23 protein-coding genes and 1 pseudogene are annotated in these 22,150 nt (G+C 70.1%); 5 read left to right on the forward strand and 19 right to left on the reverse strand.

Annotated features, from left to right (window positions below; all coding sequences use genetic code 11):
- Positions 1 to 246: 246 nt before the first annotated feature.
- Complete coding sequence (gene nucS / locus ACTWQE_RS04190) at positions 247 to 909, forward strand: endonuclease NucS (RefSeq protein ID WP_443327420.1); 663 nt, start codon at positions 247 to 249, stop codon at positions 907 to 909.
- A 58-nt stretch (positions 910 to 967) separates the two neighbouring features.
- On the opposite strand, the gene ACTWQE_RS04195 is transcribed toward nucS, so the two are convergent.
- The 4 genes from ACTWQE_RS04195 to ACTWQE_RS04210 all read right to left on the reverse strand — a co-directional run bounded on the left by ACTWQE_RS04195 (position 968) and on the right by ACTWQE_RS04210 (position 6,027).
- Positions 968 to 3,523 (reverse strand): ATP-binding protein, encoded by a 2,556-nt coding sequence (locus ACTWQE_RS04195; RefSeq protein WP_443327421.1) that lies wholly within the window; start codon positions 3,521 to 3,523, stop codon positions 968 to 970.
- 387 nt (positions 3,524 to 3,910) lie between these two features.
- Positions 3,911 to 4,234, reverse strand: a complete 324-nt coding sequence (locus ACTWQE_RS04200; RefSeq protein WP_443327422.1) for an STAS domain-containing protein — start codon at positions 4,232 to 4,234, stop codon at positions 3,911 to 3,913.
- A 136-nt stretch (positions 4,235 to 4,370) separates the two neighbouring features.
- The gene (locus ACTWQE_RS04205; RefSeq protein WP_443327423.1) at positions 4,371 to 5,219 is read right to left on the reverse strand and encodes a 3-hydroxyacyl-CoA dehydrogenase family protein; all 849 of its coding nucleotides are present in this window, start codon (positions 5,217 to 5,219) and stop codon (positions 4,371 to 4,373) included.
- Positions 5,220 to 5,370: 151 nt separating this feature from the next.
- Positions 5,371 to 6,027, reverse strand: a complete 657-nt coding sequence (locus tag ACTWQE_RS04210) for a TetR/AcrR family transcriptional regulator (protein WP_443327424.1) — start codon at positions 6,025 to 6,027, stop codon at positions 5,371 to 5,373.
- 80 nt (positions 6,028 to 6,107) lie between these two features.
- On the opposite strand from ACTWQE_RS04210, the gene ACTWQE_RS04215 reads away from it, so the two are divergent.
- Genes ACTWQE_RS04215 through ACTWQE_RS04225 form a run of 3 tightly spaced genes read left to right on the forward strand, consistent with a single transcriptional unit; the run spans position 6,108 to position 8,266 of the window.
- A complete protein-coding gene (locus ACTWQE_RS04215) occupies positions 6,108 to 6,896 on the forward strand; it encodes an ABC transporter ATP-binding protein (protein WP_443327425.1) in 789 nt (262 codons plus the stop codon).
- A 32-nt stretch (positions 6,897 to 6,928) separates the two neighbouring features.
- Complete coding sequence (locus tag ACTWQE_RS04220; protein WP_443327426.1) at positions 6,929 to 7,684, forward strand: ABC transporter permease; 756 nt, start codon at positions 6,929 to 6,931, stop codon at positions 7,682 to 7,684.
- A 9-nt stretch (positions 7,685 to 7,693) separates the two neighbouring features.
- Positions 7,694 to 8,266, forward strand: coding sequence for a cob(I)yrinic acid a,c-diamide adenosyltransferase (locus ACTWQE_RS04225; RefSeq protein ID WP_443327427.1), 573 nt, complete (start codon positions 7,694 to 7,696; stop codon positions 8,264 to 8,266).
- A 15-nt stretch (positions 8,267 to 8,281) separates the two neighbouring features.
- Here ACTWQE_RS04225 and ACTWQE_RS04230 read toward each other — a convergent pair whose 3' ends face one another.
- Entirely contained in the window at positions 8,282 to 8,488 is a 207-nt protein-coding gene (locus ACTWQE_RS04230; RefSeq protein ID WP_443327428.1) for a hypothetical protein, read from the reverse strand.
- Positions 8,489 to 8,491: 3 nt separating this feature from the next.
- Between ACTWQE_RS04230 and ACTWQE_RS04235 the strand changes: the two are divergent.
- Positions 8,492 to 8,881 (forward strand): annotated as a pseudogene (locus ACTWQE_RS04235) (LuxR C-terminal-related transcriptional regulator); the annotation flags it as partial.
- Between the two features lie 85 nt (positions 8,882 to 8,966).
- Here the strand turns inward: ACTWQE_RS04235 and ACTWQE_RS04240 are convergent.
- The 14 genes from ACTWQE_RS04240 to ACTWQE_RS04305 form a co-directional block, all read right to left on the reverse strand.
- Positions 8,967 to 9,443, reverse strand: a complete 477-nt coding sequence (locus tag ACTWQE_RS04240) for a DUF2550 domain-containing protein (RefSeq protein WP_443327429.1) — start codon at positions 9,441 to 9,443, stop codon at positions 8,967 to 8,969.
- Positions 9,444 to 9,626: 183 nt separating this feature from the next.
- On the reverse strand, positions 9,627 to 10,004 hold the full coding sequence (locus ACTWQE_RS04245) for a F0F1 ATP synthase subunit epsilon (protein ID WP_443327430.1): 378 nt from the start codon (positions 10,002 to 10,004) through the stop codon (positions 9,627 to 9,629).
- 123 nt (positions 10,005 to 10,127) lie between these two features.
- Positions 10,128 to 11,570 carry a F0F1 ATP synthase subunit beta gene (gene atpD / locus ACTWQE_RS04250; protein ID WP_443327431.1) on the reverse strand — a complete coding sequence of 481 codons (1,443 nt, stop codon included), beginning with the start codon at positions 11,568 to 11,570 and terminating at the stop codon, positions 10,128 to 10,130.
- 5 nt (positions 11,571 to 11,575) lie between these two features.
- Entirely contained in the window at positions 11,576 to 12,490 is a 915-nt protein-coding gene (locus ACTWQE_RS04255; RefSeq protein WP_443327432.1) for a F0F1 ATP synthase subunit gamma, read from the reverse strand.
- Positions 12,491 to 12,492: 2 nt separating this feature from the next.
- Positions 12,493 to 14,064 carry a F0F1 ATP synthase subunit alpha gene (gene atpA / locus ACTWQE_RS04260; RefSeq protein WP_443327433.1) on the reverse strand — a complete coding sequence of 524 codons (1,572 nt, stop codon included), beginning with the start codon at positions 14,062 to 14,064 and terminating at the stop codon, positions 12,493 to 12,495.
- A 143-nt stretch (positions 14,065 to 14,207) separates the two neighbouring features.
- Positions 14,208 to 15,023 carry a F0F1 ATP synthase subunit delta gene (locus ACTWQE_RS04265; RefSeq protein WP_443327434.1) on the reverse strand — a complete coding sequence of 272 codons (816 nt, stop codon included), beginning with the start codon at positions 15,021 to 15,023 and terminating at the stop codon, positions 14,208 to 14,210.
- The gene (locus ACTWQE_RS04270) at positions 15,020 to 15,571 is read right to left on the reverse strand and encodes a F0F1 ATP synthase subunit B (protein WP_443327518.1); all 552 of its coding nucleotides are present in this window, start codon (positions 15,569 to 15,571) and stop codon (positions 15,020 to 15,022) included. The genes ACTWQE_RS04265 and ACTWQE_RS04270 overlap by 4 nt, the downstream gene beginning before the upstream one ends.
- A gap of 44 nt (positions 15,572 to 15,615) precedes the next feature.
- The gene (locus ACTWQE_RS04275) at positions 15,616 to 15,864 is read right to left on the reverse strand and encodes a F0F1 ATP synthase subunit C (protein WP_443327435.1); all 249 of its coding nucleotides are present in this window, start codon (positions 15,862 to 15,864) and stop codon (positions 15,616 to 15,618) included.
- Between the two features lie 74 nt (positions 15,865 to 15,938).
- Positions 15,939 to 16,748: a F0F1 ATP synthase subunit A gene (gene atpB, locus ACTWQE_RS04280; protein ID WP_443327436.1), complete on the reverse strand. Its 810-nt coding sequence runs from the start codon at positions 16,746 to 16,748 to the stop codon at positions 15,939 to 15,941.
- 267 nt (positions 16,749 to 17,015) lie between these two features.
- Entirely contained in the window at positions 17,016 to 17,453 is a 438-nt protein-coding gene (locus tag ACTWQE_RS04285; protein WP_443327437.1) for a hypothetical protein, read from the reverse strand.
- 268 nt (positions 17,454 to 17,721) lie between these two features.
- Positions 17,722 to 19,128: an MraY family glycosyltransferase gene (locus ACTWQE_RS04290; protein ID WP_443327438.1), complete on the reverse strand. Its 1,407-nt coding sequence runs from the start codon at positions 19,126 to 19,128 to the stop codon at positions 17,722 to 17,724.
- Between the two features lie 135 nt (positions 19,129 to 19,263).
- Positions 19,264 to 20,553, reverse strand: a complete 1,290-nt coding sequence (glyA, locus tag ACTWQE_RS04295) for a serine hydroxymethyltransferase (protein ID WP_443327439.1) — start codon at positions 20,551 to 20,553, stop codon at positions 19,264 to 19,266.
- Positions 20,554 to 20,798: 245 nt separating this feature from the next.
- Complete coding sequence (locus ACTWQE_RS04300; protein ID WP_443327440.1) at positions 20,799 to 21,488, reverse strand: arsenate reductase/protein-tyrosine-phosphatase family protein; 690 nt, start codon at positions 21,486 to 21,488, stop codon at positions 20,799 to 20,801.
- Entirely contained in the window at positions 21,485 to 22,132 is a 648-nt protein-coding gene (locus ACTWQE_RS04305) for an L-threonylcarbamoyladenylate synthase (RefSeq protein WP_443327441.1), read from the reverse strand. The genes ACTWQE_RS04300 and ACTWQE_RS04305 overlap by 4 nt, the downstream gene beginning before the upstream one ends.
- Positions 22,133 to 22,150: the final 18 nt, after the last annotated feature.

Here is a 22,150-nt window from a genome sequence, read left to right on the forward strand (position 1 = left end):
GCAGGGCCTCGGTTGAGGGTGGTGGCGGGAGACGGGCGGGCGAGGGGGGCGGCCCGCAGGGCCTCGGTTGAGGGTGGTGGCGGGAGACGGGTGGGTGAGGGGGGCGGCCCGCAGGGCCTCGGTTGAGGGTGGTGGCGGGAGACGGGTGGGTGAGGGGGGCGGCCCGCAGGGCCTCGGTTGAGGGTGGTGGCGGGAGACGGGTGGGCGAATCGCGTGGACCGCGCCCGTCGAGTAGCGTGGCCGACCATGCGTCTCGTCATTGCCCGCTGCTCCGTGGACTACGCGGGCCGGCTCACCGCCCACCTCCCTCCGGCACCCCGTCTGATCCTTGTGAAGGCCGATGGCAGTGTGTCCATCCACGCGGACGACCGGGCCTACAAACCCCTCAACTGGATGTCCCCGCCGTGCACCCTCAAGGAGGGGGACGACAAGGTGTGGACGGTGGTGAACAAGGCGGGCGAGAAGCTCATCATCACCATGGAGGAGGTCCTGCACGACTCCTCGCACGAACTGGGCGTGGACCCCGGTCTGATCAAGGACGGCGTGGAAGCGCACCTCCAGGAACTGCTCGCGGACCGGATCGAAACCTTGGGCGAGGGCTACGCGCTGATTCGGCGTGAATACCCCACAGCCATCGGCCCGGTGGACATCCTGTGCCGGGATGCGGACGGTACGACGGTCGCCGTGGAGATCAAGCGACGTGGCGAGATCGACGGTGTGGAGCAGCTCACCCGCTATCTCGAACTCCTCAACCGGGACCCGCACCTGGCCCCGGTGAAGGGCGTCTTCGCCGCCCAGGAGATCAAGCCGCAGGCGCGGGTGCTCGCCACCGACCGCGGCATCGGCTGTGTCGTCCTCGACTACGACGGACTGCGCGGTATCGAGGACGACAAGCTCCGCCTCTTCTGACGGACCCGGCCCACCGGCACACCGCCCGGCCGCGCCGCGTCCCGCTACGGCCCCGGTCTCAGGTGATCGGGGCCGTACCCGTCTGCGAGCCGGACGCACCGGACGACGCGGTGGTGCCGCTGGTGCCGGGATCGCTGCCCTGCGGGCTGCTCGGCGCGGGGCCGCTGGCCGTGTCCGACGTACCGTCGCTCGGCGTCGCCGTCGGGGTCGAGGACGGGGACGGCGACGAAGACGTCGGGGGCCGGGACGTGCTCGGCGACGTCGGTGGCCGCGACGAGGGCGGCTTCGGCGACGACGGCGGCTTCGGCGGATCGTCCGGGTCGTCGGTCTCGTCCGGCCTCAACGGCCCGGGGGTGCCGCTGGTCGACGGCCTCCCGGACGGGGCCTCGCTCTCGGCCGGTCCGGACGGGGCCGCCGTCGCGGGGGCACCGCTCGCGCCCGGCTTCTGCGGTCGGCTGGTCGCGTCCTGCGTCGGGGGCTCGTCCGCGATGAGCCCGTTGCTGCCGTCGTCCTCGTCCGCCGTCTGCTCGGACTTCATCCTGCCCGGCGCCCCGTCGTCACCCCCCGAGGCAGCGCCCAGGGCGACCACGGTGCCGAGCACGGCCACGAGCAGTGCGCCCGCGCCCGCGGCGACCACATTGCGCCGGGCGCCGGTGAGGACCGTACGCCGGAGCCCCGTCAGCTTCCCGAGACCCGCCGGGCCCGGGCGACCGCTCTGCGGGGAGACCACGGTCATGGCCTCGGCCGCGGACCCGAGCACCGCAGTGACCCCGCCGGGCGGCGAAGCCGACGCGTCACTGCGCGCGTCCGATATCTCCTCGCCCGCGGTCGTCCGGCCACCGCCGGGCACGAACCCGCCGGACTTGTCGGCGACGAGCGCCAGCGCACGCCGGCCCGCGACCGCACCGCGCCGGTCCGCGAGAGCGCCCCGCAGCGCGATGGAGGCCTCCAGCTCGGCGCGGGCCCGCTCCACCTGTCCGGTGCACAGCGCCAGGGCACCCAAGTCGTGGTGGAAATACGCCTCTTCGGCGACCTCACCGGAGAGCCGGGCGGCTTCCTGGCCGTGCCGCAGCGTCCGCTCCCAGGCGCCCCAGTGCAGTGCTGCGGCGAACGCCGGCGCCGCCGTACGGGCCAGCAGTACGGCCGCGCTCGGGTGTCCGGCCTCCTCGCTGCCCATGAGCACCGACATCGCCGCGAGGATGGCGTCCCCCTCGGCCGCGACCCGCTCGGGGGTGACGGACGGGTGCCCGACCCACCAGGCGTAGTGCTGCGCCGCGGTGTGGGCGTACGCGGTCGCGTCATCGGCGTAACCGGCGGCCTCCAGTTGGGCCGCGGCACCGGCGGAGAGCCTGTACTGGGCTCCGACCGGGGTGAGCAGCCCGCAGGCCAGCAGCTCCCCGACCGAGGCGTCGGCATGGGTGTCCCCCACGAGTGCGGGCAGATGCGCCTGGTGCGGGCACGCGCCGCCGAGCGCGACGGCGAACCGCAGGGTGCTGCGGGCCGCTTCGCTGAGCCGGGAGGCGAGCAGGGCGGCCGGCGCCGCGGCCTCGGGGAGCGTCGGCAGCGGGGCGGCGGGCCCCTCCGCGGCGGGCGGTGTGTCGTCGGCCCGGTCGGCGGGTTCGCCGTGCTCATCGGCGGACTCCGGGTCATCGGACAGCGCGTCGCGCTGCCTGAGCAGCGCCGCGGCCTGGACGAAGCGCAGGGGCAGCCCCTCGGATTCGAACCACAGGTCCGCCGCCCACGCGGCCTCGTCCTCGGTGAGCGGGCGCTGCACGGCCCGCTCCAGCAGCTCCAGGCAGGCGGGGCGGGTGAGACCGGTGAGAAAGACCTCTTCGAGATGGGACTCGGCGGAGGGCGCGGCGACATCGGGCGTGGCGGAGAGGAGGAAGGCGCACTCGGGGGTGGCGTCGAGGAGTTCGTCCAGCGCGCTGCCGCCGAACTCGAGGTCGTCGAGGACCACGACGGCCCCGATCTGCTGGGCCGCCTCCAGCAGCTCCGCCCGCCCCGGCCGGTACAGCGGCGCGTGGTGGACGGTCGCGTAGAGCTCGTGGAGCAGATCGGTGGCCGTGCGGTGGTAGCCGGACAGCCGTACGAGGCCGTCGGGGGCGAGCTCGGCGCAGTCCCCGGCGACGGCGTCGAGAAGAGCGCTGCGGCCCGATCCCGAGGGGCCGGTGACCCGTACGGACCGGCCGCGGGAGAGCAGCCGTACGAGCCGCTCGCGCTCCTCCTGGCGCTCCAGGAGCGGCAGTTCGGGCGCGGCGGGACCGGCCGGTACGGGCGGCATGGCGGCCCGGCGCCTGGCGGCACGCCGCTCGGCGTCCGCCCGCTCGGGGCGCTCTCCTCCGGGCGCTCCCACCGGGGAGGCTCCCCCGGGCGGGCAGGGCTCGATCTCGCTGCCGTCAACGGGATTGACGGTCAGCAGATACTCGCCGGTCAAGACCTGGACGGTGCGGGCGGGCGCGGGCCCCCTCCCGCTGTCCCGCTCACCGGGCCCGAAGCCGGGTGTCAGGGGGTCCCGCGGCTGCCGCGGCGGATCTCCGCCGCGGTCGCGCCGCGCGTCGCGGCGATCGCTGTCGTGGCCGTACTCTTCCGGCCCCCGGTTGTTCGGGTCCATGATCAAAGCCCCCCAGTCCGGGTCGCGTACCGTCAAGCCTCCCGGCCTGTCCGCACGCTGTCCGTCGCTTCCGGTCCGGTGGTCCGTCGCGGTGTGCCCGTAGACGACGGCAACCGAACCCCGGACCTTCGCACAGTATCCAGGAAGAGGAGCGGCGCCACGCGGCCGGGAAGGTCACAGCTTTGTGAGGAATGGCGGCCGGTGTTCCCGGCCGGAGCTCCGGGCCCGATGCCGTCGGCCGCGAGTCCGGGCCGGCCGGAAACCCCCGGCCGTGCGCTCCGGCCCGGCCCGATTCCCGAGTCCATGGTTCCGGGCCCGGCCGGCCCCCGGGGCGTGTACTCCCGGTACTTCCCGGTACTTCCCGGCCTTGGCCGGGCCCCGGGCCGGTCAGACCCGGGGCAGCGACTCGGCTTCGATGCCGCCCTCGATGGCGAGGATGCGGTGCAGGCGGGTGGCCACCAGGAGGCGCTGCATCTGGGGCGGCACTCCCCGCAGGACCAGCCGGCGGTTGGCCCGGCCGGCCCGGCGGTGCGCACCCATGATCACCCCGAGTCCGGTGGCGTCCCAGGAGTCGAGTTCGGTCAGGTCGAGCACGAGGTCGCCCCGGCCGGAGTCGACGGCGGTGTGCAGGACCGTACGGGCGTCCGCCGCGCTGCGGACGTCGAGGCGGCCCCCGACGACCAGCTCGGCGTGGTCGCCCCTGATGTGCATATGCGCTCCCCGAATGTGGTGCGTGCGTGGTCAACGTCTACAGAACTGACTGCCTCTCACACGGCAAAGTTGCCGCCTGTAAGCGAACCGATACGGAATTCACCCCTTGGAGTGACCCCCCGAGGGTGACGGCGCATCAGTGCTTGTAGAAGCCCTGCCCGCTCTTACGGCCGATGTCACCGGCATCGACCATCCGGCGCATGCTCTCCGGAGGCGCGAACTTCTCGTCCTGCGTCTCCGTGTAGATGTTGCTGGTGGCGTGGAGCAGGATGTCCACACCGGTCAGGTCCGTCGTGGCGAGCGGCCCCATGGCGTGGCCGAAACCCAGCTTGCAGGCGATGTCGATGTCCTCGGCGGAGGCCACGCCGGACTCGTGCAGCTTGGCCGCCTCCACGACGAGCGCGGAGATGAGGCGGGTGGTGACGAAGCCGGCCACATCGCGGTTGACCACGATGCAGGTCTTGCCGATGCTCTCGGCGAACTCGCGGGCAGCGGCGAGGGTTTCGTCACTGGTCTTGTAGCCGCGGACGAGTTCGCACAGCTGCATCATCGGCACCGGCGAGAAGAAGTGGGTGCCGACGACCTTCTCCGGACGGCCGGTCACCGCCGCGATCTTGGTGATCGGGATGGCGGAGGTGTTGGAGGCGAGGACCGCGTCCTCCTTCACCAGGCCGTCGAGGGCACGGAAGATCTCCTGCTTGACCTCGATCTTCTCGAACACCGCCTCCACCACGATGTCCGCGTCGGCGACGGCGTCGAGATCGGTGCTGGTGCTGATACGAGCCAGGGCGGCCTCCGCCTTCTCGGCGTCGAGCTTGCCCTTGGAGACGAACTTGTCGTACGACGCCTTGATGCCGTCGGTGCCACGGGTCAGCGCCTGGTCGGTGACATCGCGCAGGACGACATCCCAACCCGCCTGGGCCGAGACCTGCGCGATACCGGCTCCCATGAGTCCGGCCCCGATGACGGCGAGCTTCCTGGCCACTCCTGCTCCCTCAACCCTGGAGTCCGGGGGGCACCCCCGGTAACCCTGCGAAAATTCAGCTCTCGGGCGGACCTTAGCGCTCGTGAGGGCCCACGGGGCCGGGAAGAGATGCGCGTCACGTCTCACATGACGGACATCACACGCCTGCGGGTCATTCGGCCGACCGGACTGCGTAGTTGAGGACCTTTTCGCCCAGCAGTTCCTCGACCTGGTCGAGTTTGTCCAGTACGGCTCGTGAGGCCTCGGCCGGCCGGAGCCCCTCGGACATCGCGCGCCGGACGCCACTCACGACCGTGCCGTTCAACCAGCCCAGCTGACCGGCCACGAGCTCCGGCATGGCGTCACCGGGCCCCGTGCCGGACTCCTCGCGCAGCGCCTGCTCCACGGCGTCGACGGCGCGCTGCTGTATCAGGTGGAGCCGGGCCACGAGCGCGGGTGACTCCCGCACCACCGTGGCGAACGCGGCGTACCCCTCGGTCAGGCCGATCGACGGCGAGACGGCCACGAGATCGTCGCGCAACCCGCGCAGCACCGCCCGGGCCGCGGACTCGCCCATGCGGCGGCCTCGCACCATGGCGGCGAGCCGGTCGACGACGGCGTCCTCCCGGTCGAAGAAGAGATCCTCCTTGGCCGGAAAGTAGTTGTAGACGGTGTTGACCGACACCTCGGCGGCCTCCGCGACCTCGGCGATCGTCACTGCGTCGAAGCTCCGCTCCATGAAGAGGCCGGTGGCCACATCCGAGATGTGCTGCCGGGTCTGCCGCTTCTTGCGCTCCCTCAGGCCTTCCGCCCTGACCGTCCCTGCCATGCCTCCATGCTAACTTCGCCGCACTCTCTTAAAACTTGGGGTCATTGCAAGTTTGCAGTGACTATGTTTTTCTGGGCTTCATGACCCCACCGATCCTGAGCACCATCGGACTTGCCCGGACGTTCCGTACGAAGCGCGGACCTGTGGAAGCCGTGCGCGGTGTCGACCTGACCGTCGAGCGGGGTGAGATCCTCGGCTTCCTCGGGCCCAACGGCGCGGGCAAGACCACCACGCTGCGGATGCTGACCACGCTCCTCCCACCGACCGGCGGCACGGCCTCCGTCGCCGGGCACGACCTCGTCGCGGACCCCGCCGCCGTACGCCGCCGCATCGGGTACGTCGCCCAGTCCGGCGGCGTCGATCCGACCGTCTCCGTACGCGAGGAACTCATCACCCAGGGACGGCTGCACCGGCTCCCCCGGGGCGCGGCCGAGCAGCGCGCGACCGTACTGGCTGGGGACCTCGGCCTCACCGAGGTGCTGGACCGTCCCTGCGCCGCGCTCTCCGGCGGCCAGCGGCGGCGGCTCGACATCGCCATGGGCCTCACCCATCGTCCGGAGCTGCTCTTCCTGGACGAGCCGACCACCGGCCTCGATCCGGGCAGCCGGGCCGACTTGTGGGACCTGGTCCGGCGGATCCGGTCCGAGCACGACACGACCGTCTTCCTCACCACCCACTACCTGGACGAGGCCGACGCCCTGGCCGACCGGCTCGTCGTCGTGGACGGGGGCCGGGTCGTCGCCGAGGGCACGTCCGAGGAACTGAAGACCCGGTACGCGGGCTCACCGGAGGCGACCCTTCAGGACGCGTTCCTCGCGATCACCGGCCGCTGCGCGGCGCCACGGGACCGAGCCCCCGTGGCCATCTGAATTCTCCGCTGCCATCCGACCGGGAGCCCCTTATGACCTCTGTCCTGTCCGACACCGCGATCCTCTTCGGCCGCTATCAGCGCCGGACCCTGGCCTCGAAGCCCATGATGTTCTTCGGTGCGCTGATGCCTCTGCTCTATCTGGTCTTCTTCGGCCCGCTCCTCCAGGACCTGCCGCTCGGAGCCCGGGGTGACTCCTGGCAGGTGCTCGTCCCCGGACTGCTCGTCCAACTCGCCCTGTTCAGCGCCGGGTTCGCCGGATTCGGCGTGCTCATCGAGAAGCAGCACGGCGTCATCGAGCGGATGAGGGTCACTCCGGTCAGCCGGATGGCCCTGCTGCTGGGCCGGGTGTCGTGCGATGTCTGCGTCCTGCTCCTGCAGTCACTGCTGCTGGTGCTGGTGGCACTCGCGTTCGGGCTGCGGGCCCCGCTGCCCGGCATCCTCATCGGCTTCGCCTTCGTCGCCGTACTGACGCTCTCGCTGGCGTCCCTGTCCTACGCCGTGGCTCTGCGGGCCCGTACCCCGCAGGAGTTCGCTCCGGTCATCAACACCGTCAACATGCCGGCGGTGCTGCTCTCCGGGGTGCTGCTCCCCATGGCACTGGCGCCCGCCTGGCTGGATGCCGTCTCGCACTTCGTGCCGTTCCGCTACCTCGTGGACGCCGTACGGGCGGGGTTCGTCGGCGAGTACACGGGCGCCACCATGCTGTACGGCGTTCTGGCGGCCGCCGCGCTGGCCGCCGTCTCCGTGACCGTCGGCACACGAGTCTTCCGCCGGGCCGGGGCATAGGCTCGCCTCATGGTCAATCTGACGCGCATCTACACCCGCACCGGGGACGACGGTACGACCGCCCTCGGCGATATGAGCCGCACCGTGAAGACGGACTCGCGGATCGCCGCGTACGCCGACGCGAACGAGGCCAACGCGGCGATCGGCGTGGCCATCGCCCTCGGGCAGCTGTCCGAGGAGGTCGTGAAGGTCCTCGTCCGGGTCCAGAACGACCTGTTCGACGTGGGCGCCGACCTGGCCACTCCGGTGGTCGAGGAGCCGGAGTACCCGCCGCTGCGCGTCGAGCAGTCCTATATCGACAAGCTGGAGGCGGACTGCGACCGCTTCCTGGCCGATCTGGAGAAGCTGCGCAGCTTCATCCTGCCGGGCGGCACACCCGGCGCGGCGCTGCTGCACCAGGCGTGCACGGTCGTACGGCGGGCCGAGCGGTCCACCTGGTCGGCGCTGGAGCGGCACGCCGACATCATGAACCCGCTCACCGCGACGTACCTCAACCGGCTGTCCGACCTCCTGTTCATCCTCGCGAGGACGGCGAACAAGGAGCTCGGCGACGTGCTGTGGGTACCCGGCGAAAACCGCTGACGGCTCGGTCCGCGGTCAACGCCGGGACTGCAGCCGCTCCCGGGGCCGTTCCGTGTCCTGCGGCGCGGCCCCGGCGGGGGCCTCCTTCGGCCAGAGCGTGTAGCTGACGGCGATGACCAGGTTGATGCCGATCACCCAGAGCATTTTCGTCTGCCACGCCCGCAGGGAGCCGGTGTCCCCGTCATTCCCGACGTAGAGGATCGCGCCCTGGAGCAGCCCCATGCCGTCTTCGGCGCGCTGCGCGCGGGGGCGTCGGGCTTTCTGCTGAAGGACAGCGACGCGGCGGGGCTCATCGAGAGCGTACGGACCGTGGCCCGCGGGGACGGCATGATCGCACCCGCCGTGACGCGCCGTCTGATCGCGGAGTTCGCCGCACCCAGGACCGTACGGGCACCGGAGGCAGCCGATCCGGCGGTACTGGACACGCTGACCCGGCGGGAGCGCGAGGTGCTGGGTTGCATCGGCGAGGGCCTGTCGAACGCGGAGATCGCCACCCGGCTGGCGATGGCGGAGGCCACGGTGAAGAGTCATGTGAGCCGGCTGCTGGCCAAGCTGGACCTGCGCAGCCGGGTGCAGGCGGCCGTCCTGGCGCGGGAGTTGGGCGTCGGCCGCTGAGAGGGCCTGGCGACGCGGACACGGAAGACCGGCCACGCGAAGAAGACACTCCGCCGGCGGACCTCCCCCCAACGGGGCCTGTTATTCAGGCCACATTGACTCTCTGGCCCGGTGGCGCCGCTTCGAGCCAGGCGAGGAAGCCCGTCAGCGCGTCCTCGCTCATGGCGAGTTCAAGGTGGGTGCCGCGGTGCAGACAGCGCAGGACGATGGCGTCCGACAGCAGCGCCAATTCCTCCTCGCCCTGCGGAGTGCGGCGCGAGAGGACCTCGATCGCGGATCGCTCCAGGACGCGGCGCGGACGCGGGGCGTAGGAGAACACCCGGAACCACTCGACCCGGTCACCGTTGTAGCGCGCGACCCCGTACACCCAGCCCTTGCCGCTGGGCTCGGGGTCCGGCGCACCGGCCTCGGTGGTGCCCGCGCTCACCTGCACGTTCCAGCGCAGACTGCAGTCGAACGTGCCGCCCGAGCGCTGGATCAGTCTGCGGCGCAGCCCGAAGACGAACAGTCCCAGCAGCACCAGCGCGATGACCACGCCGCTCACCAGCAGTGCGAGGAACATCTACACCGACCTCCTCGCCTCTTCTAGCCGGACGACCAGTATGACCTCAGGATCTGCCTCAGCCGCGGACTGCCCTGGAGTATTCCAGCGCGGTCCGCGGCTGTGGGGGCGCCCCCCCGGGGGCCTCTCCCAGCGATCGCCGGGGGAGGATTCCGGAGGGCGTGTGTCGTGTCTCCGGGCGGGTCAGCGGTGGCCCGTTGCCGCTACCAGCCGGACCTCCGCACGCCGCTCCGCGGCGGCGTCCGTGTCCGACTTCGCTCGCTCCAGGGCCCGCTCCGCACGGGCGACATCGATCTCGTCCGCCAGCTCCGCGATCTCGGCCAGCAGCGAGAGCTTGTTGTCGGCGAACGAGATGAATCCGCCGTGCACCGCCGCGACGACAGTACCGCCGTCACTCGTACGGATGGTGATCGGGCCGGACTCCAGCACACCGAGCAGCGGCTGGTGGCCGGGCATGACGCCGATGTCACCCGATGTGGTACGTGCGACGACCAGGGTGGCCTCGCCGGACCAGACACTGCGGTCCGCGGCGACCAGCTCGACGTGCAGCTCAGCAGCCAACGTGGCTCCTCGGGTCTCCACCTGCCGTGGCAGGTGTCCAGTAAAAGACTGGGGTGTCAAGAATAACGGGCGCGGATGTCAGGGGCGGGGCGGCCCCGCCCCTGACATCGTCGAGCACGGGGCTCAGGAGACGCCCAGCTCCTTGGCCTTCGCCTTCAGGTCGTCCAGGCCACCGCACATGAAGAACGCCTGCTCGGGGAAGTGGTCGTACTCACCGTCGGCGATCGCGTTGAACGCGGCGACCGACTCGTCCAGCGAGACGTCCGATCCGTCGAGACCGGTGAACTGCTTCGCCGCGTGGGTGTTCTGCGACAGGAAGCGCTCGATACGACGGGCGCGGTGGACGACCAGCTTGTCCTCCTCGCCGAGCTCGTCGATACCGAGGATCGCGATGATGTCCTGGAGGTCCTTGTACTTCTGCAGGATCCCCTTGACGCGCGAGGCGCAGTCGTAGTGGTCCTGCGAGATGTAGCGCGGGTCCAGGATGCGGGACGTCGAGTCCAGCGGGTCCACCGCCGGGTAGATGCCCTTCTCCGAGATCGGCCGGGAGAGCACCGTCGTCGCGTCGAGGTGCGCGAAGGTGGTCGCCGGAGCCGGGTCGGTCAGGTCGTCCGCCGGCACGTAGATCGCCTGCATCGAGGTGATCGAGTGACCGCGGGTCGAGGTGATGCGCTCCTGCAGGAGGCCCATCTCGTCCGCGAGGTTCGGCTGGTAGCCCACCGCGGACGGCATACGGCCGAGCAGGGTGGACACCTCGGAACCGGCCTGGGTGAAGCGGAAGATGTTGTCGATGAAGAACAGCACGTCCTGCTTCTGCACATCGCGGAAGTACTCCGCCATGGTCAGACCGGCCAGCGCGACCCGGAGACGGGTGCCCGGGGGCTCGTCCATCTGGCCGAAGACCAGCGCGGTCTTGTCCAGAACACCGGACTCGTCCATCTCCTGGATGAGGTCGTTGCCCTCACGCGTACGCTCACCGACACCGGCGAACACGGAAACGCCCTCGTGCAGCTTGGCCACACGCATGATCATTTCCTGGATGAGGACGGTCTTGCCGACGCCCGCACCACCGAACAGACCGATCTTGCCGCCCTTGACGTACGGGGTCAGCAGGTCGACGACCTTCAGGCCGGTCTCGAACATCTCGGTCTTGGACTCGAGCTGGTCGAAGGCCGGGGCCTTGCGGTGGATCGGCCAGCGCTCGGTGATCTGGCTCTCGGCCTCCGGCTCGTTCAGGATCTGGCCGAGCGTGTTGAAGACCTTGCCCTTGGTGATGTCACCGACCGGCACGGTGATGCCGGCGCCGGTGTCGGTCACCGCGGCCTGGCGGACCAGACCGTCGGTGGGCTGCATCGAGATCGCGCGGACGAGGCCCTCACCGAGGTGCTGGGCCACCTCGAGGGTCAGCATCTTGAGCTTCCCCTCCTCGGCCGGGTCGGCGACCTCGACGGTCAGCGCGTTGTAGATTTCCGGCATCGCGTCGACGGGGAACTCCACGTCGACGACGGGGCCGATGACCCGCGCGACGCGGCCGGTCGCCGTGGCCGTCTCAACAGTGGTGGTCATAGTTGTCAGTCACTCCCCGCGGTCGCGTCGGCCAGGGCGCTCGCGCCACCGACGATCTCGCTGATTTCCTGGGTGATGTCGGCCTGGCGGGCCGCGTTGGCAAGCCGCGTGAGCGACTTGATGAGCTCTTCGGCGTTGTCGGTCGCCGACTTCATCGCACGGCGGCGGGCGGCGTGCTCGGAAGCGGCCGACTGCAGCAGAGCGTTGTAGATCCGGCTCTCGACGTACCGCGGCAGCAGGGCGTCGAGAACGTCCTCCGCCGACGGCTCGAAGTCGAACAGCGGAAGGATCTGGTCTTTGCCGCCCTCCTCCTTGGCCGTCTCGTCGAGGGTGAGGGGCAGCAGCCGGTCGTCGATCGGCGACTGCGTCATCATCGACACGAACTCGGTGAAGACGATGTGCAGCTCGTCGACCCCGCCCTCGGCCGTGTCCGTGACGACGGCCTCGATCAGCGGAGCGGCGACCCTCTTGGCGTCCGCGTACGTCGGACTGTCGGTGAAGCCCGTCCAGGATTCCGCGATCCTGCGCTCACGGAAGCTGTAGTAGGCCACACCCTTGCGTCCGACGATGTACGGGACGACCTCCTTGCCCTGGGCGGTGAGCCGCTCGGTGAGCGCCTCGGCCGCCTTGATGGCGTTGGAGGAGTAGCCGCCGGCCAGACCGCGGTCGCTCGTGACGAGCAGCACCGCGGCGCGGACGGGGCTGTCCACCTCGGTGGTCAGCGGGTGCTTGGCGTTGGAGCCGGTCGCCACCGCCGTGACCGCCCGGGTCAGCTCACTCGCGTACGGCGTGGAGGCCGCCACCTGGCGCTGCGCCTTGACGATGCGCGAGGCAGCGATCATCTCCATCGCCTTAGTGATCTTCTTCGTGGCGGAGACGGACTTGATGCGGCGCTTGTATACCCGAATCTGGGCGCCCATGCTCAGCCCTCACCCAGGAGCTTGCCGTCCGAGGTCTCGAACTGCTTCTTGAAGCTCGCGACCGCGTCGGCCAGCGCCTGCAGCGTGTCGTCGGACATCTTCCCGCCCTCGCGAATGCTGGTCAGCAGACCCTTGTGCTCGCGGTGCAGGTAGTCGAGGAGCTCCCGCTCGAAGCGCCGGATGTCCTCGACCGGCACGTCGTCCATCTTGCCGGTGGTACCGGACCAGATGGAGACGACCTGGTCCTCGGTGGAGTACGGCGCGTACTGGCCCTGCTTCAGCAGCTCGACCATGCGCTTACCGCGCTCCAGGGAGGCCTTGGAGGCCGCGTCCAGGTCGGAACCGAAGGCGGCGAACGCCTCCAGCTCGCGGTACTGGGCGAGGTCCACACGGAGCCGGCCGGAGACCTGCCGGATGGCCCTGTGCTGGGCGGAGCCACCGACACGGGAGACGGAGATACCGACGTTCAGCGCCGGGCGCTGACCCGCGTTGAACAGGTCCGACTCCAGGAAGCACTGGCCGTCGGTGATGGAGATGACGTTGGTCGGAATGAACGCCGACACGTCGTTGGCCTTGGTCTCGACGATCGGCAGACCGGTCATCGAGCCCTTGCCCATCTCATCGGAGAGCTTGGCGCAGCGCTCCAGCAGACGCGAGTGCAGGTAGAAGACGTCACCCGGGTAGGCCTCACGGCCCGGCGGGCGGCGCAGCAGCAGGGAGACGGCGCGGTAGGCATCGGCCTGCTTCGACAGGTCGTCGAAGACGATCAGGACGTGCTTGCCCTGGTACATCCAGTGCTGGCCGATGGCCGAGCCGGTGTACGGGGCCAGGTACTTGAAGCCGGCCGGGTCGGACGCCGGGGCCGCGACGATCGTCGTGTACTCCAGGGCGCCGGCCTCCTCCAGCGCGCCGCGCACGGACGCGATGGTGGAACCCTTCTGGCCGACCGCGACGTAGATGCAGCGGACCTGCTTGTCGGGGTCGCCGGAGCGCCAGTTGTCACGCTGGTTGATGATCGTGTCGATCGCCAGCGCGGTCTTGCCGGTCTGCCGGTCGCCGATGATCAGCTGACGCTGGCCGCGGCCGATCGGGGTCATCGCGTCGACGGCCTTGAGGCCGGTCTCCATCGGCTCATGGACCGACTTACGGACCATGACGCCGGGAGCCTGCAGCTCGAGGGCGCGACGACCTTCGGTCTCGATCTCGCCGAGACCGTCGATCGGGTTACCCAGCGGGTCGACGACGCGACCCAGGTACCCCTCGCCGACGGCGACGGACAGGACCTCACCGGTGCGCGTGACCGGCTGGCCCTCCTCGATACCGCTGAACTCGCCGAGGACGACCGCACCGATCTCGCGCTCCTCGAGGTTGAGGGCGAGACCGAGGGTTCCGTCCTCGAACTTCAGCAGCTCGTTCGCCATGGCCGAGGGAAGACCCTCGACCTTCGCGATGCCGTCGCCGGCAACGCTGACCGTACCGACCTCCTCGCGCGAGGCCGCGTCCGGCTTGTACGCCTGGACAAAGTTCTCCAGCGCGTCCCGGATCTCCTCCGGCCGGATCGTGAGCTCCGCCATCTGGGTTCCCTGCTCTCCTTGTTGGGCCCGAAGTGTTCTCTGGGGGGTACGGGGGTGTCACCCCCCGAGATGTCACTGCGACTACGGCCCAACTCGGGCCGCTAACAGTACGTTTCTTCAGCTGCTTTTGAGTTGGTGGCCGGTCAGCCGGCCATCCGCCGGGTCGCCTCTTCGAGGCGGTCCGCGATGGTCCCGGTGATGACCTCGTCGCCGACGCGAACCTTGATCCCGCCGAGGACCTCGGGGTCCACGTCGAGGTTCAGGTGCATCTGCCGGCCGTACAGCTTCGCCAGAGCGGCACCGAGGCGCTGCTTCTGCCGGTCGCTGAGCGGCACTGCCGAGATGACGACCGCGACCGTACGGTCCCGGCGCTCCGCGGCGAGCTTGGAGAGGGCGTCGAGCCCTCCTTCCAGGCTACGGCCCCGCGGATGTGTCACAAGGCGCACCACGAGCCGCTCGGTGACCGGGTTGGCCCGGCCGCCCAGCAGGCTGCGCAGCAGCTCGGCCTTGGCCGACGGGGTCGCGATCCGGTCGGTCAGCGCGGCGCGCAGCTCCGGCGAGGAGGAGACGATCCGGCCGAACCGGAACAGCTCGTCCTCGACGTCGTCGAGCGCACCACTCCGCTGGGCCGCGACCAGGTCGGCGATGTCCGCCAGCTCCTCGGTCGCGTCCACCAGGTCGCGGGAGCGCGACCAGCGGGCGCGGACCATGCCGGAGAGCAGATCGACGGTCTCGCCGCCCACCTGGTCGCCCAGCAGGCGCGCCGCCAGCTCCGCCTTGGCGTCACCGGGCTGCGCCGGGTCGGTGAGGACCCGACGCAGCGACACCTCGCGGTCGAGCAGCCTCGTGACGGCGGCCAGCTCCTCGGCGAGCTTCGCCGCGTCGACGGACGTGTTGTCCGTCAGCGCGTCGAGACGCTCACGCGCGGAGGCCAGTGCCTCGCGGCTCGCTCCATTCATCGGGCGGCCCCAGTCGACTCTGCCTTCTCCTCGAGCTCGTCGAGGAAGCGGTCGATGGTGCGGCTCTGCCGGGCGACGTCCTCGAGGGACTCGCCGACGAGCTTGCCGGCCAGATCGGTGGCGAGCTTGCCCACGTCCTGGCGCAGCGCCTGAGCGGCTTGCTTGCGGTCGGCCTCGATCTGGGTGTGACCTGCGGCGATGATCTCCTCACGCTGCCGCTGGCCTTCCGCACGCATCTCGGCGATGAGCGCGGCACCCTGCTCCTGCGCCTCCTGGCGCAGACGCGCGGCCTCGTGCCGGGCCTCGGAGAGCTGAGCCTTGTACTGCTCGAGCACGTCCTGGGCCTCGGTCTGGGCCGCCTCGGCCTTCTCGATCCCGCCCTCGATCGCCTCGCGGCGCTGCTCCAGAACCTTGTTGATGTTCGGGAGGAGCTTCTTGGCGAGGAAGAGGAAGACGATCGCGAAGGCGATCAGACCGATGACGACCTCTGGGAGCTCCGGGAGAAGCGGGTTCTGGGCCTCCCCCTCTTGCGCCAGCTGCAGGGCGATCACATCAGTGCCTTTCGTCGAATCGGGCAGTGCGTATGCCGCGATTACTTCGTCACCGGGTAGACGAACGGCATGACCAGACCGATCAGGGCGAGCGCCTCACAGAGAACGAAGCCGAGAATCTGGTTCGCACGGATCAGTCCGGCTGCCTCGGGCTGGCGGGCCAGCGCCTGGGTGCCGTTACCGAAAATGATGCCGACGCCCACGCCGGGGCCGATGGCTGCAAGGCCGTAGCCGATCGAACCGAGGTTGCCTTCGAGGTTGACCGCGGCGAGGGTCTGGAGAGCGGACATGCCGTTTCTTCCTTCTCTTTCACGGACCGGTGGGGGTTGGCCACCGGACGACTGTCGGTATGAGTCCTGGCTGCTCAGTGGTGCTCGGCGAGAGCGCCCTGAATGTAGTTGGAGGCCAGGAGGATGAAGACGTACGCCTGCAGCGCCTGGATGAACAGCTCGAAGGCCGTCAGCAGGATGACCATGACGAACGAGACGCTGGCGTAGGCGATGCCGATGCCGTTGAGCAGGTACCAGCTGGCGATCGTGAAGATCAGCAGCAGCACGTGCCCGGCGAACATGTTGGCGAAGAGCCGGACCGCATGCGTGAACGGCCGGATGAGCAGATTCGAGAAGACCTCGATCAGCATGACGACCGGGAGCACCGGCCCCAGCGACTTGTCGTAACCGGAGATGTTTTTCCAGCCACCGACAAAGCCGTGGCGCTTGAAGGTCAGGCTGACCCACAGGACATAGACGATGGCGGCGAGCGCGGCCGGGAACCCGATGACCGAGGGCACGGGGAACTGGGCGAGGGGAATGATCGCCCAGATATTCATGATCCAGATGAAGAAGAAAAGCGAGACCATGAGCGGGACGTACTTTTCGCCCTCACGCTTGCCGAGCGTCTCGTAGACCACGCCACGGCGCACAAAGTCATAGCCCGCCTCGCCCACCATCTGCAGCTTGCCGGGGATCACCTTCGGCTTGTTGAAGGCGGCCCAGAAGAACCCGATCACGACGATCGTGCTCAGCGCCGCCAGCAGCATCGGCTTGTTCAGCTCGACGCCGCCGATGGTGGCGATCGGCTCGAAGACGAACGAGTGCAGGCCGGGGGCCGGGAAGCCGCATCCCTCAAAGATGTGGCAATCGGTCTCGAAGGCGAGCATCTGGTCAGCACTCACCGCGAGCTCCTTCAGCGTGGCGCATAGGTACGGCAACCTCGTTGTGTCGGCGCGGCACGCAGCCGCGGTTCGGCACTGGACTGGTCTAACGAATGTGAGGACGGCGGCTGGTCGGCGCTGAGCCGAGTGGCCTGCCAGGCATCAGCTGCATGGGCTGCCGGTTCCGTCCCGTTGAACTCGGGAACTCAGCCGCCTGCGCCAGCAATGCCGCAGTTGACACGGGACGATAGCAGGCGGTCCTGCCCATGCTTATTCCGGCCCTACGGGTCATACCGCCGACCCCGCACGCTCGGACTTCTCGGGCTCATGCGACTCGGGCTGAACGTAGAGAACTTTGGCCTTCATATGGGCACGAGCTTGGGCGGCGACCCAGATGAGGGTCGTCACCAGCAAGGTGAGGCCAAATGCCTGCACATTGAACAGGGTTGTGTTCTTGAACACCGCCAGGAAGACGGCGAGCAACAAAACCTGCGTTGTGTAAAGCAACAGACCCATGATCTGGAAGAGCTGCGGCAAGGATCGGGCGGTCCGCTGCAGTACCACGACCCCGAGCCCCATGAAGAGCATTACCAGTAGCGCACCGAACGCCGCGCCGATCGCCCCCTTGCCGCCGGCGAGCACGGCGCTGACAACGACGGCGATCACGCCGACGGCAGCCGTGGGCACGGCGGTATGGAGGAGCATTCGGACGTCATTGTCAGGCATGGCGGCAACTCCGGCGGGAGACGGGGGCACGAGTGTCGTCATGGACGAGCGTAGGGCCCGGCTGAGGGTGCACCTCGCACCCAAGGGCCGTCGCGGTGCGGCCCCTCGGCTCTGGCGCCGGGTTTAGTGAACGGTATCACAAACTATTTGATGAGGTCTTTACCTACATCGTGTGCTACCCGTCACACATTCGAGCTAACCGCTGCACCGATGAGCTGACCGTCGGCGGAATGTCTGCTATAGGGGCTGATATCCGGCTCCTGAGCCCCTACCAATGGCGGGAACGGGCACCGATCGCGGTCGCGCCATTGGCCCGGGCGGCGATCGTCGTGGTGGCCTTCACACCGGCGGGCACCGGAGCGAGATCGTCCTCTCCTACCTGTTCGGGGAGCCCTTCCCCCGCACCGGGCCGGTCTCCGGCCCCCGGCCACTCACCCGTCGGCTGCTCACCCGTCGTCGGCTGCTGAGGCGTGCCGGACAGCGCCGGTGCAGCCGTCGAGGCCGGCGTGGCGCTGCGGTAGCGCGGCGGGAGGAAGGACTCCGCCCAGCGCGGTGCTCGCGGGGAGAAGCGCGGCATCAGCAGGAGCACCAGGCCCAGTGCGCTCAGGGCCATGATCAGGAGCAGGATCCACACACTGGCCGAGTTGACCGAGTACGCGACGGCCCCGAAGGCGATCAGCGCCGACCAGAAGTACATGATCAGGACCGCGCGGCTGTGCGAGTGGCCGATCTCCAGCAGCCGGTGGTGCAGATGCCCGCGGTCGGCGACGAACGGCGACTGGCCCTTCCACGTACGGCGGACGATCGCCAGGACGAGGTCGGCGACCGGGACCATCAGTACGGTCAGCGGCAGCAGCAGCGGGATGTAGACCGGCACCGTCGCGTGGACGGCGGCCCGCTCCGAGCCCGTGAAGAGCTTCAGCGCGTCGGGGTCCACCTGGCCGGTGATGGAAATCGCACCCGCCGCGAGCACCAGGCCGATCAGCATGGAGCCGGAGTCGCCCATGAAGATCCGCGCCGGATGCATGTTGTGCGGCAGGAAGCCGATGCACATGCCCATCAGGATCGCCGCGAAGAGCGTCGCCGGTGCGGCCGCCTCGAGTCCGTACCCGAACCACATCCGGTACGCGTACATGAAGAACGCCGCCGCCGCGATGCAGACCATGCCGGAGGCCAGGCCGTCCAGGCCGTCCACGAAGTTGACCGCGTTGATGGTGATGACGACCAGCGCGACCGTGAGCAGCGTCCCCTGCATCGATGTGAGCGCGACCGACCCCACTCCGGGCACCGGGATCCACAGGATCGTCAGCCCCTGTATGACCATCACGCCCGCGGCGATCATCTGTCCGCCGAGCTTGATCAGCGCGTCCACGCCCCACTTGTCGTCGAGCACGCCCAGCAGCCAGATCAGCGCGGCGCCGGAGAGCAGCGCGCGTGGCTCGTTGGACAGTTCGAACACCTTGCGGACGTCGGCCAGATGCGCGGCGACCAGCAGACCGGCGCACAGCCCGCCGAACATGGCGATGCCGCCGAGCCGCGGTGTCGGCTCGCGGTGCACATCACGGGCACGGATCTCCGGCATCGCACCGGCCGCGATGGCGAACTTTCGCACCGGGCCGGTGAGGAGATAAGTGACCGCGGCCGTGACGCACAGCGTCAGCAGGTATTCACGCACGGGCTGCCCCAGGGGTATCGCTGGCCATCTCAGCCCCACACCCTAGCTTCTCGGCGCGGCGCGCCGGTGCGGGCGATCAGGCGGGCACACGGTGGAGGACACCCTCGGTGCTGAGACGGTTCCACGGCCCCTCCGCTACTCGGTACGCGTCAGGGGATACGGGGGAAAGGCACTCGCCAGTTCAGTCGCCCCCTCACGCGCCCCCGGGTCCTCCCGCAGTGCCGCCCCCACCAGCTTCGCGATCCGCGTCATCTCGCCCTCCCCCATGCCCTGGGTGGTGACCGCCGCGCTGCCCAGCCGGATGCCCGTCGCCGGTGCGGGCGGTGCGGCGCCGTGCGGCAGGGCACAGGTGTCGAGGACCACACGCGCGGCGGCGCAGCGGCCCCGGGCCGTACGCCCGTCCAGGCCCAGCGGAGCGACATCCGCGCAGATGAGATGCGTGTCGGTGCCCCCGGTGGCGAGCGCCAGCCCTTCCGCCGCCAGCCCTTCGGCGAGAATCCGCGCGTTGGCCGTCACCTGGTGCGCGTAGGCGGCGAAGGCCGGGGTCGCGGCCAAGGCCACGGCCTTGGCCGCGATGGTGTGCATCTGGGCGCCGCCCTGGGTGAAGGGGAAGACAGCCCGGTCGATTCGCTCGGCGAGATCGGCTCCGCAGAGGATCAGGCCGCCGCGGGGCCCGCGCAGCACCTTGTGGGTGGTGGCGCACACCACATCGGCGTACGGCACCGGGCTGGGCGCCACTCCCCCGGCGACCAGTCCGATGGGGTGCGCGGCGTCGGCGATCAGATACGCGCCGACGTCGTCGGCGATGTCCCGGAAGAGGGCGTAGTCGGGATGGCGCGGATAGGAGATCGAGCCGCACACCACGGCCTTGGGGCGGTGCCGGCGGGCCAGGGCGCGGACCTCGTCGTAGTCGATCAGGCCGCCGTGCTCGGGGTGGTCGGGCGGGTGGACGCCGTATCCGACGAAGTCGAACCACCGGCCGGAGAAGTTCGCGGGCGAGCCATGGGTGAGATGCCCGCCCTGCGGCAGGGCCATGGCGAGCACGGTGTCCCCGGGCCGCAGCAGGGCGGCGTACGCGGCGAGGACCGCCGAGGAGCCCGAGTGCGGCTGGACGTTGGCGTGATGGGCGCCGAAGAGCGTGGTGGCCCGCTCGACGGCGAGCCGTTCGGCGAGGTCGACCAGCTCGCAGCCGCCGTGGTGGCGGGCGCCCGGGTAGCCCTCGGCGTACTTGTTGGCGAGGGGGGAGCCCAGCGCCGCGAGCACCGCGGGAGAGGTGAAGTTCTCCGCCGCGATCAGCTGGAGGCCGGCTGACTGGCGTTCGAGTTCGGCGAGCAGCAGCCCGGCGAGTTCGGGGTCCTGGCGGCGCAGCGCGTCGAAGTCCGGGCCCCAGTGAGTGCGTGTCGTATCCGCGGTGCTGACCGGCATGGCTGACTCCGGGCATCGGTGGTGGTCCTGCCAATGTAGGACCGCGGCGATGAGGCCGCAGGTGCTCAGCGGCTCCCGTGCACCGGTTCGGCCACTGCCGTTCGTCCCCTCGTGTGCTCAGGCCTCGCCCCTCGTTTGCTCGGGCCTCGCCCCTCCTGCACTCGGGTCTCGTCCCTGCTGCGCTCGTGACCCGCACTCGTGCGGGCGCGCTCAAACGTTCCCCCGCCCCTGGGTGGCCCGGCCGTTCAGGTCTTCGCGGGGACGCCCGTGAGGGCCGTGACGACCGGGTCCAGGGCCTGGTGGATCTCGTCGCCGATGCTGCGGAAGAAGGTGATGGGCGCGCCGTACGGGTCGTAGACCTCGTCCGCGTCCGGGCTGGGGGCCAGCAGCCAGCCGCGCAGTGCCGCCGCGGCCCGCACCAGGGAGCGTGCGCGGTCGACGACGGCGCCCGCGGGCTCCGGGTCCGGCAGCGTCGCCGGGTCTATGGCCCGGACGAGGCGGGTGAACTCCTTCAGCGTGAAGGTGCGCAGGCCCGCGGAGTGCCCCATGGAGATCACCTGGGCCCGGTGGTCGCGGGTCGCGGTCAGCACCAGATCGGCGCGGATGACGTGCTCGTCGAGGAGCTCGCGGCCGACGAAGCCGGCCGGGTCCGCGCCGAAGTCGCTGAGTACGGTCGCCGCGTGCGCCTCCATCGGGGCGCCCTCATGCCCCCAGGTGCCCGCGCTCTCCACGATCAGCCCCCTCGTCCCGCGGTGGTCCGGCGGCTCGCCGAGGCGGTCCGCGAGGGCATGCCGGGTCAGCCGCTCGGTGATCGGCGAGCGGCAGACGTTGCCGGTGCTGACGTGGAGGATGCGGAAGGTGTCCCGGGAGGCGCCGGTGCCGTCCGCGCGGAGGACATCCCGGTCCGCTATGCCACGCCCCTCAGGGGCGGTCAATTGGCCACCTCGAGGTCGGGTACGACCTCCCGGAGCTGCTCGGCGCTCAGCGCGCCCGCACGCAGCAGCACCGGCACCTTGCCGGTGACATCGACGATCGAGGACGGCACGGCGGCGGGGGTGGGGCCCCCGTCGAGGTAGACGGATACCGAGTCGCCGAGCATCTCCTGCGCGGCATCGCAGTCCTGCGGGGCGGGATGCCCCGTGAGGTTGGCGCTGGAGACCGCCATCGGGCCGACCTCGGTCAGCAGCTCGATGGCGACCGGGTGCAGGGGCATCCGTACGGCGACGGTGCCCCGGGTCTCCCCCAGGTCCCACTGCAGCGACGGCTGGTGCCGGGCGACGAGGGTCAGCGCGCCCGGCCAGAAGGCGTCGACGAGCTCCCAGGCCTGCTCGGAGAAGTCGGTGACCAGCCCGTGCAGGGTGTTCGGGGAGCCGACGAGGACGGGCGAGGGCATGGCGCGGCCCCGGCCCTTCGCGGCCAGGAGGTCACCCACGGCCTCGGAGCTGAAGGCATCCGCACCGATGCCGTAGACGGTGTCCGTGGGCAACACGACCAGTTCGCCGCGGCGGACGGCGGAGGCGGCTTCACGCAGACCGGTCGTGCGGTCGGTCGCGTCGGTGCAGTCGTAACGCCGGGCCATGGTTAACGGGCCTCCCTG

Source organism: Streptomyces sp. 8N706 (assembly GCF_052245415.1).
In the GTDB taxonomy this organism is placed as follows: Bacteria; Actinomycetota; Actinomycetes; order Streptomycetales; family Streptomycetaceae; genus Streptomyces.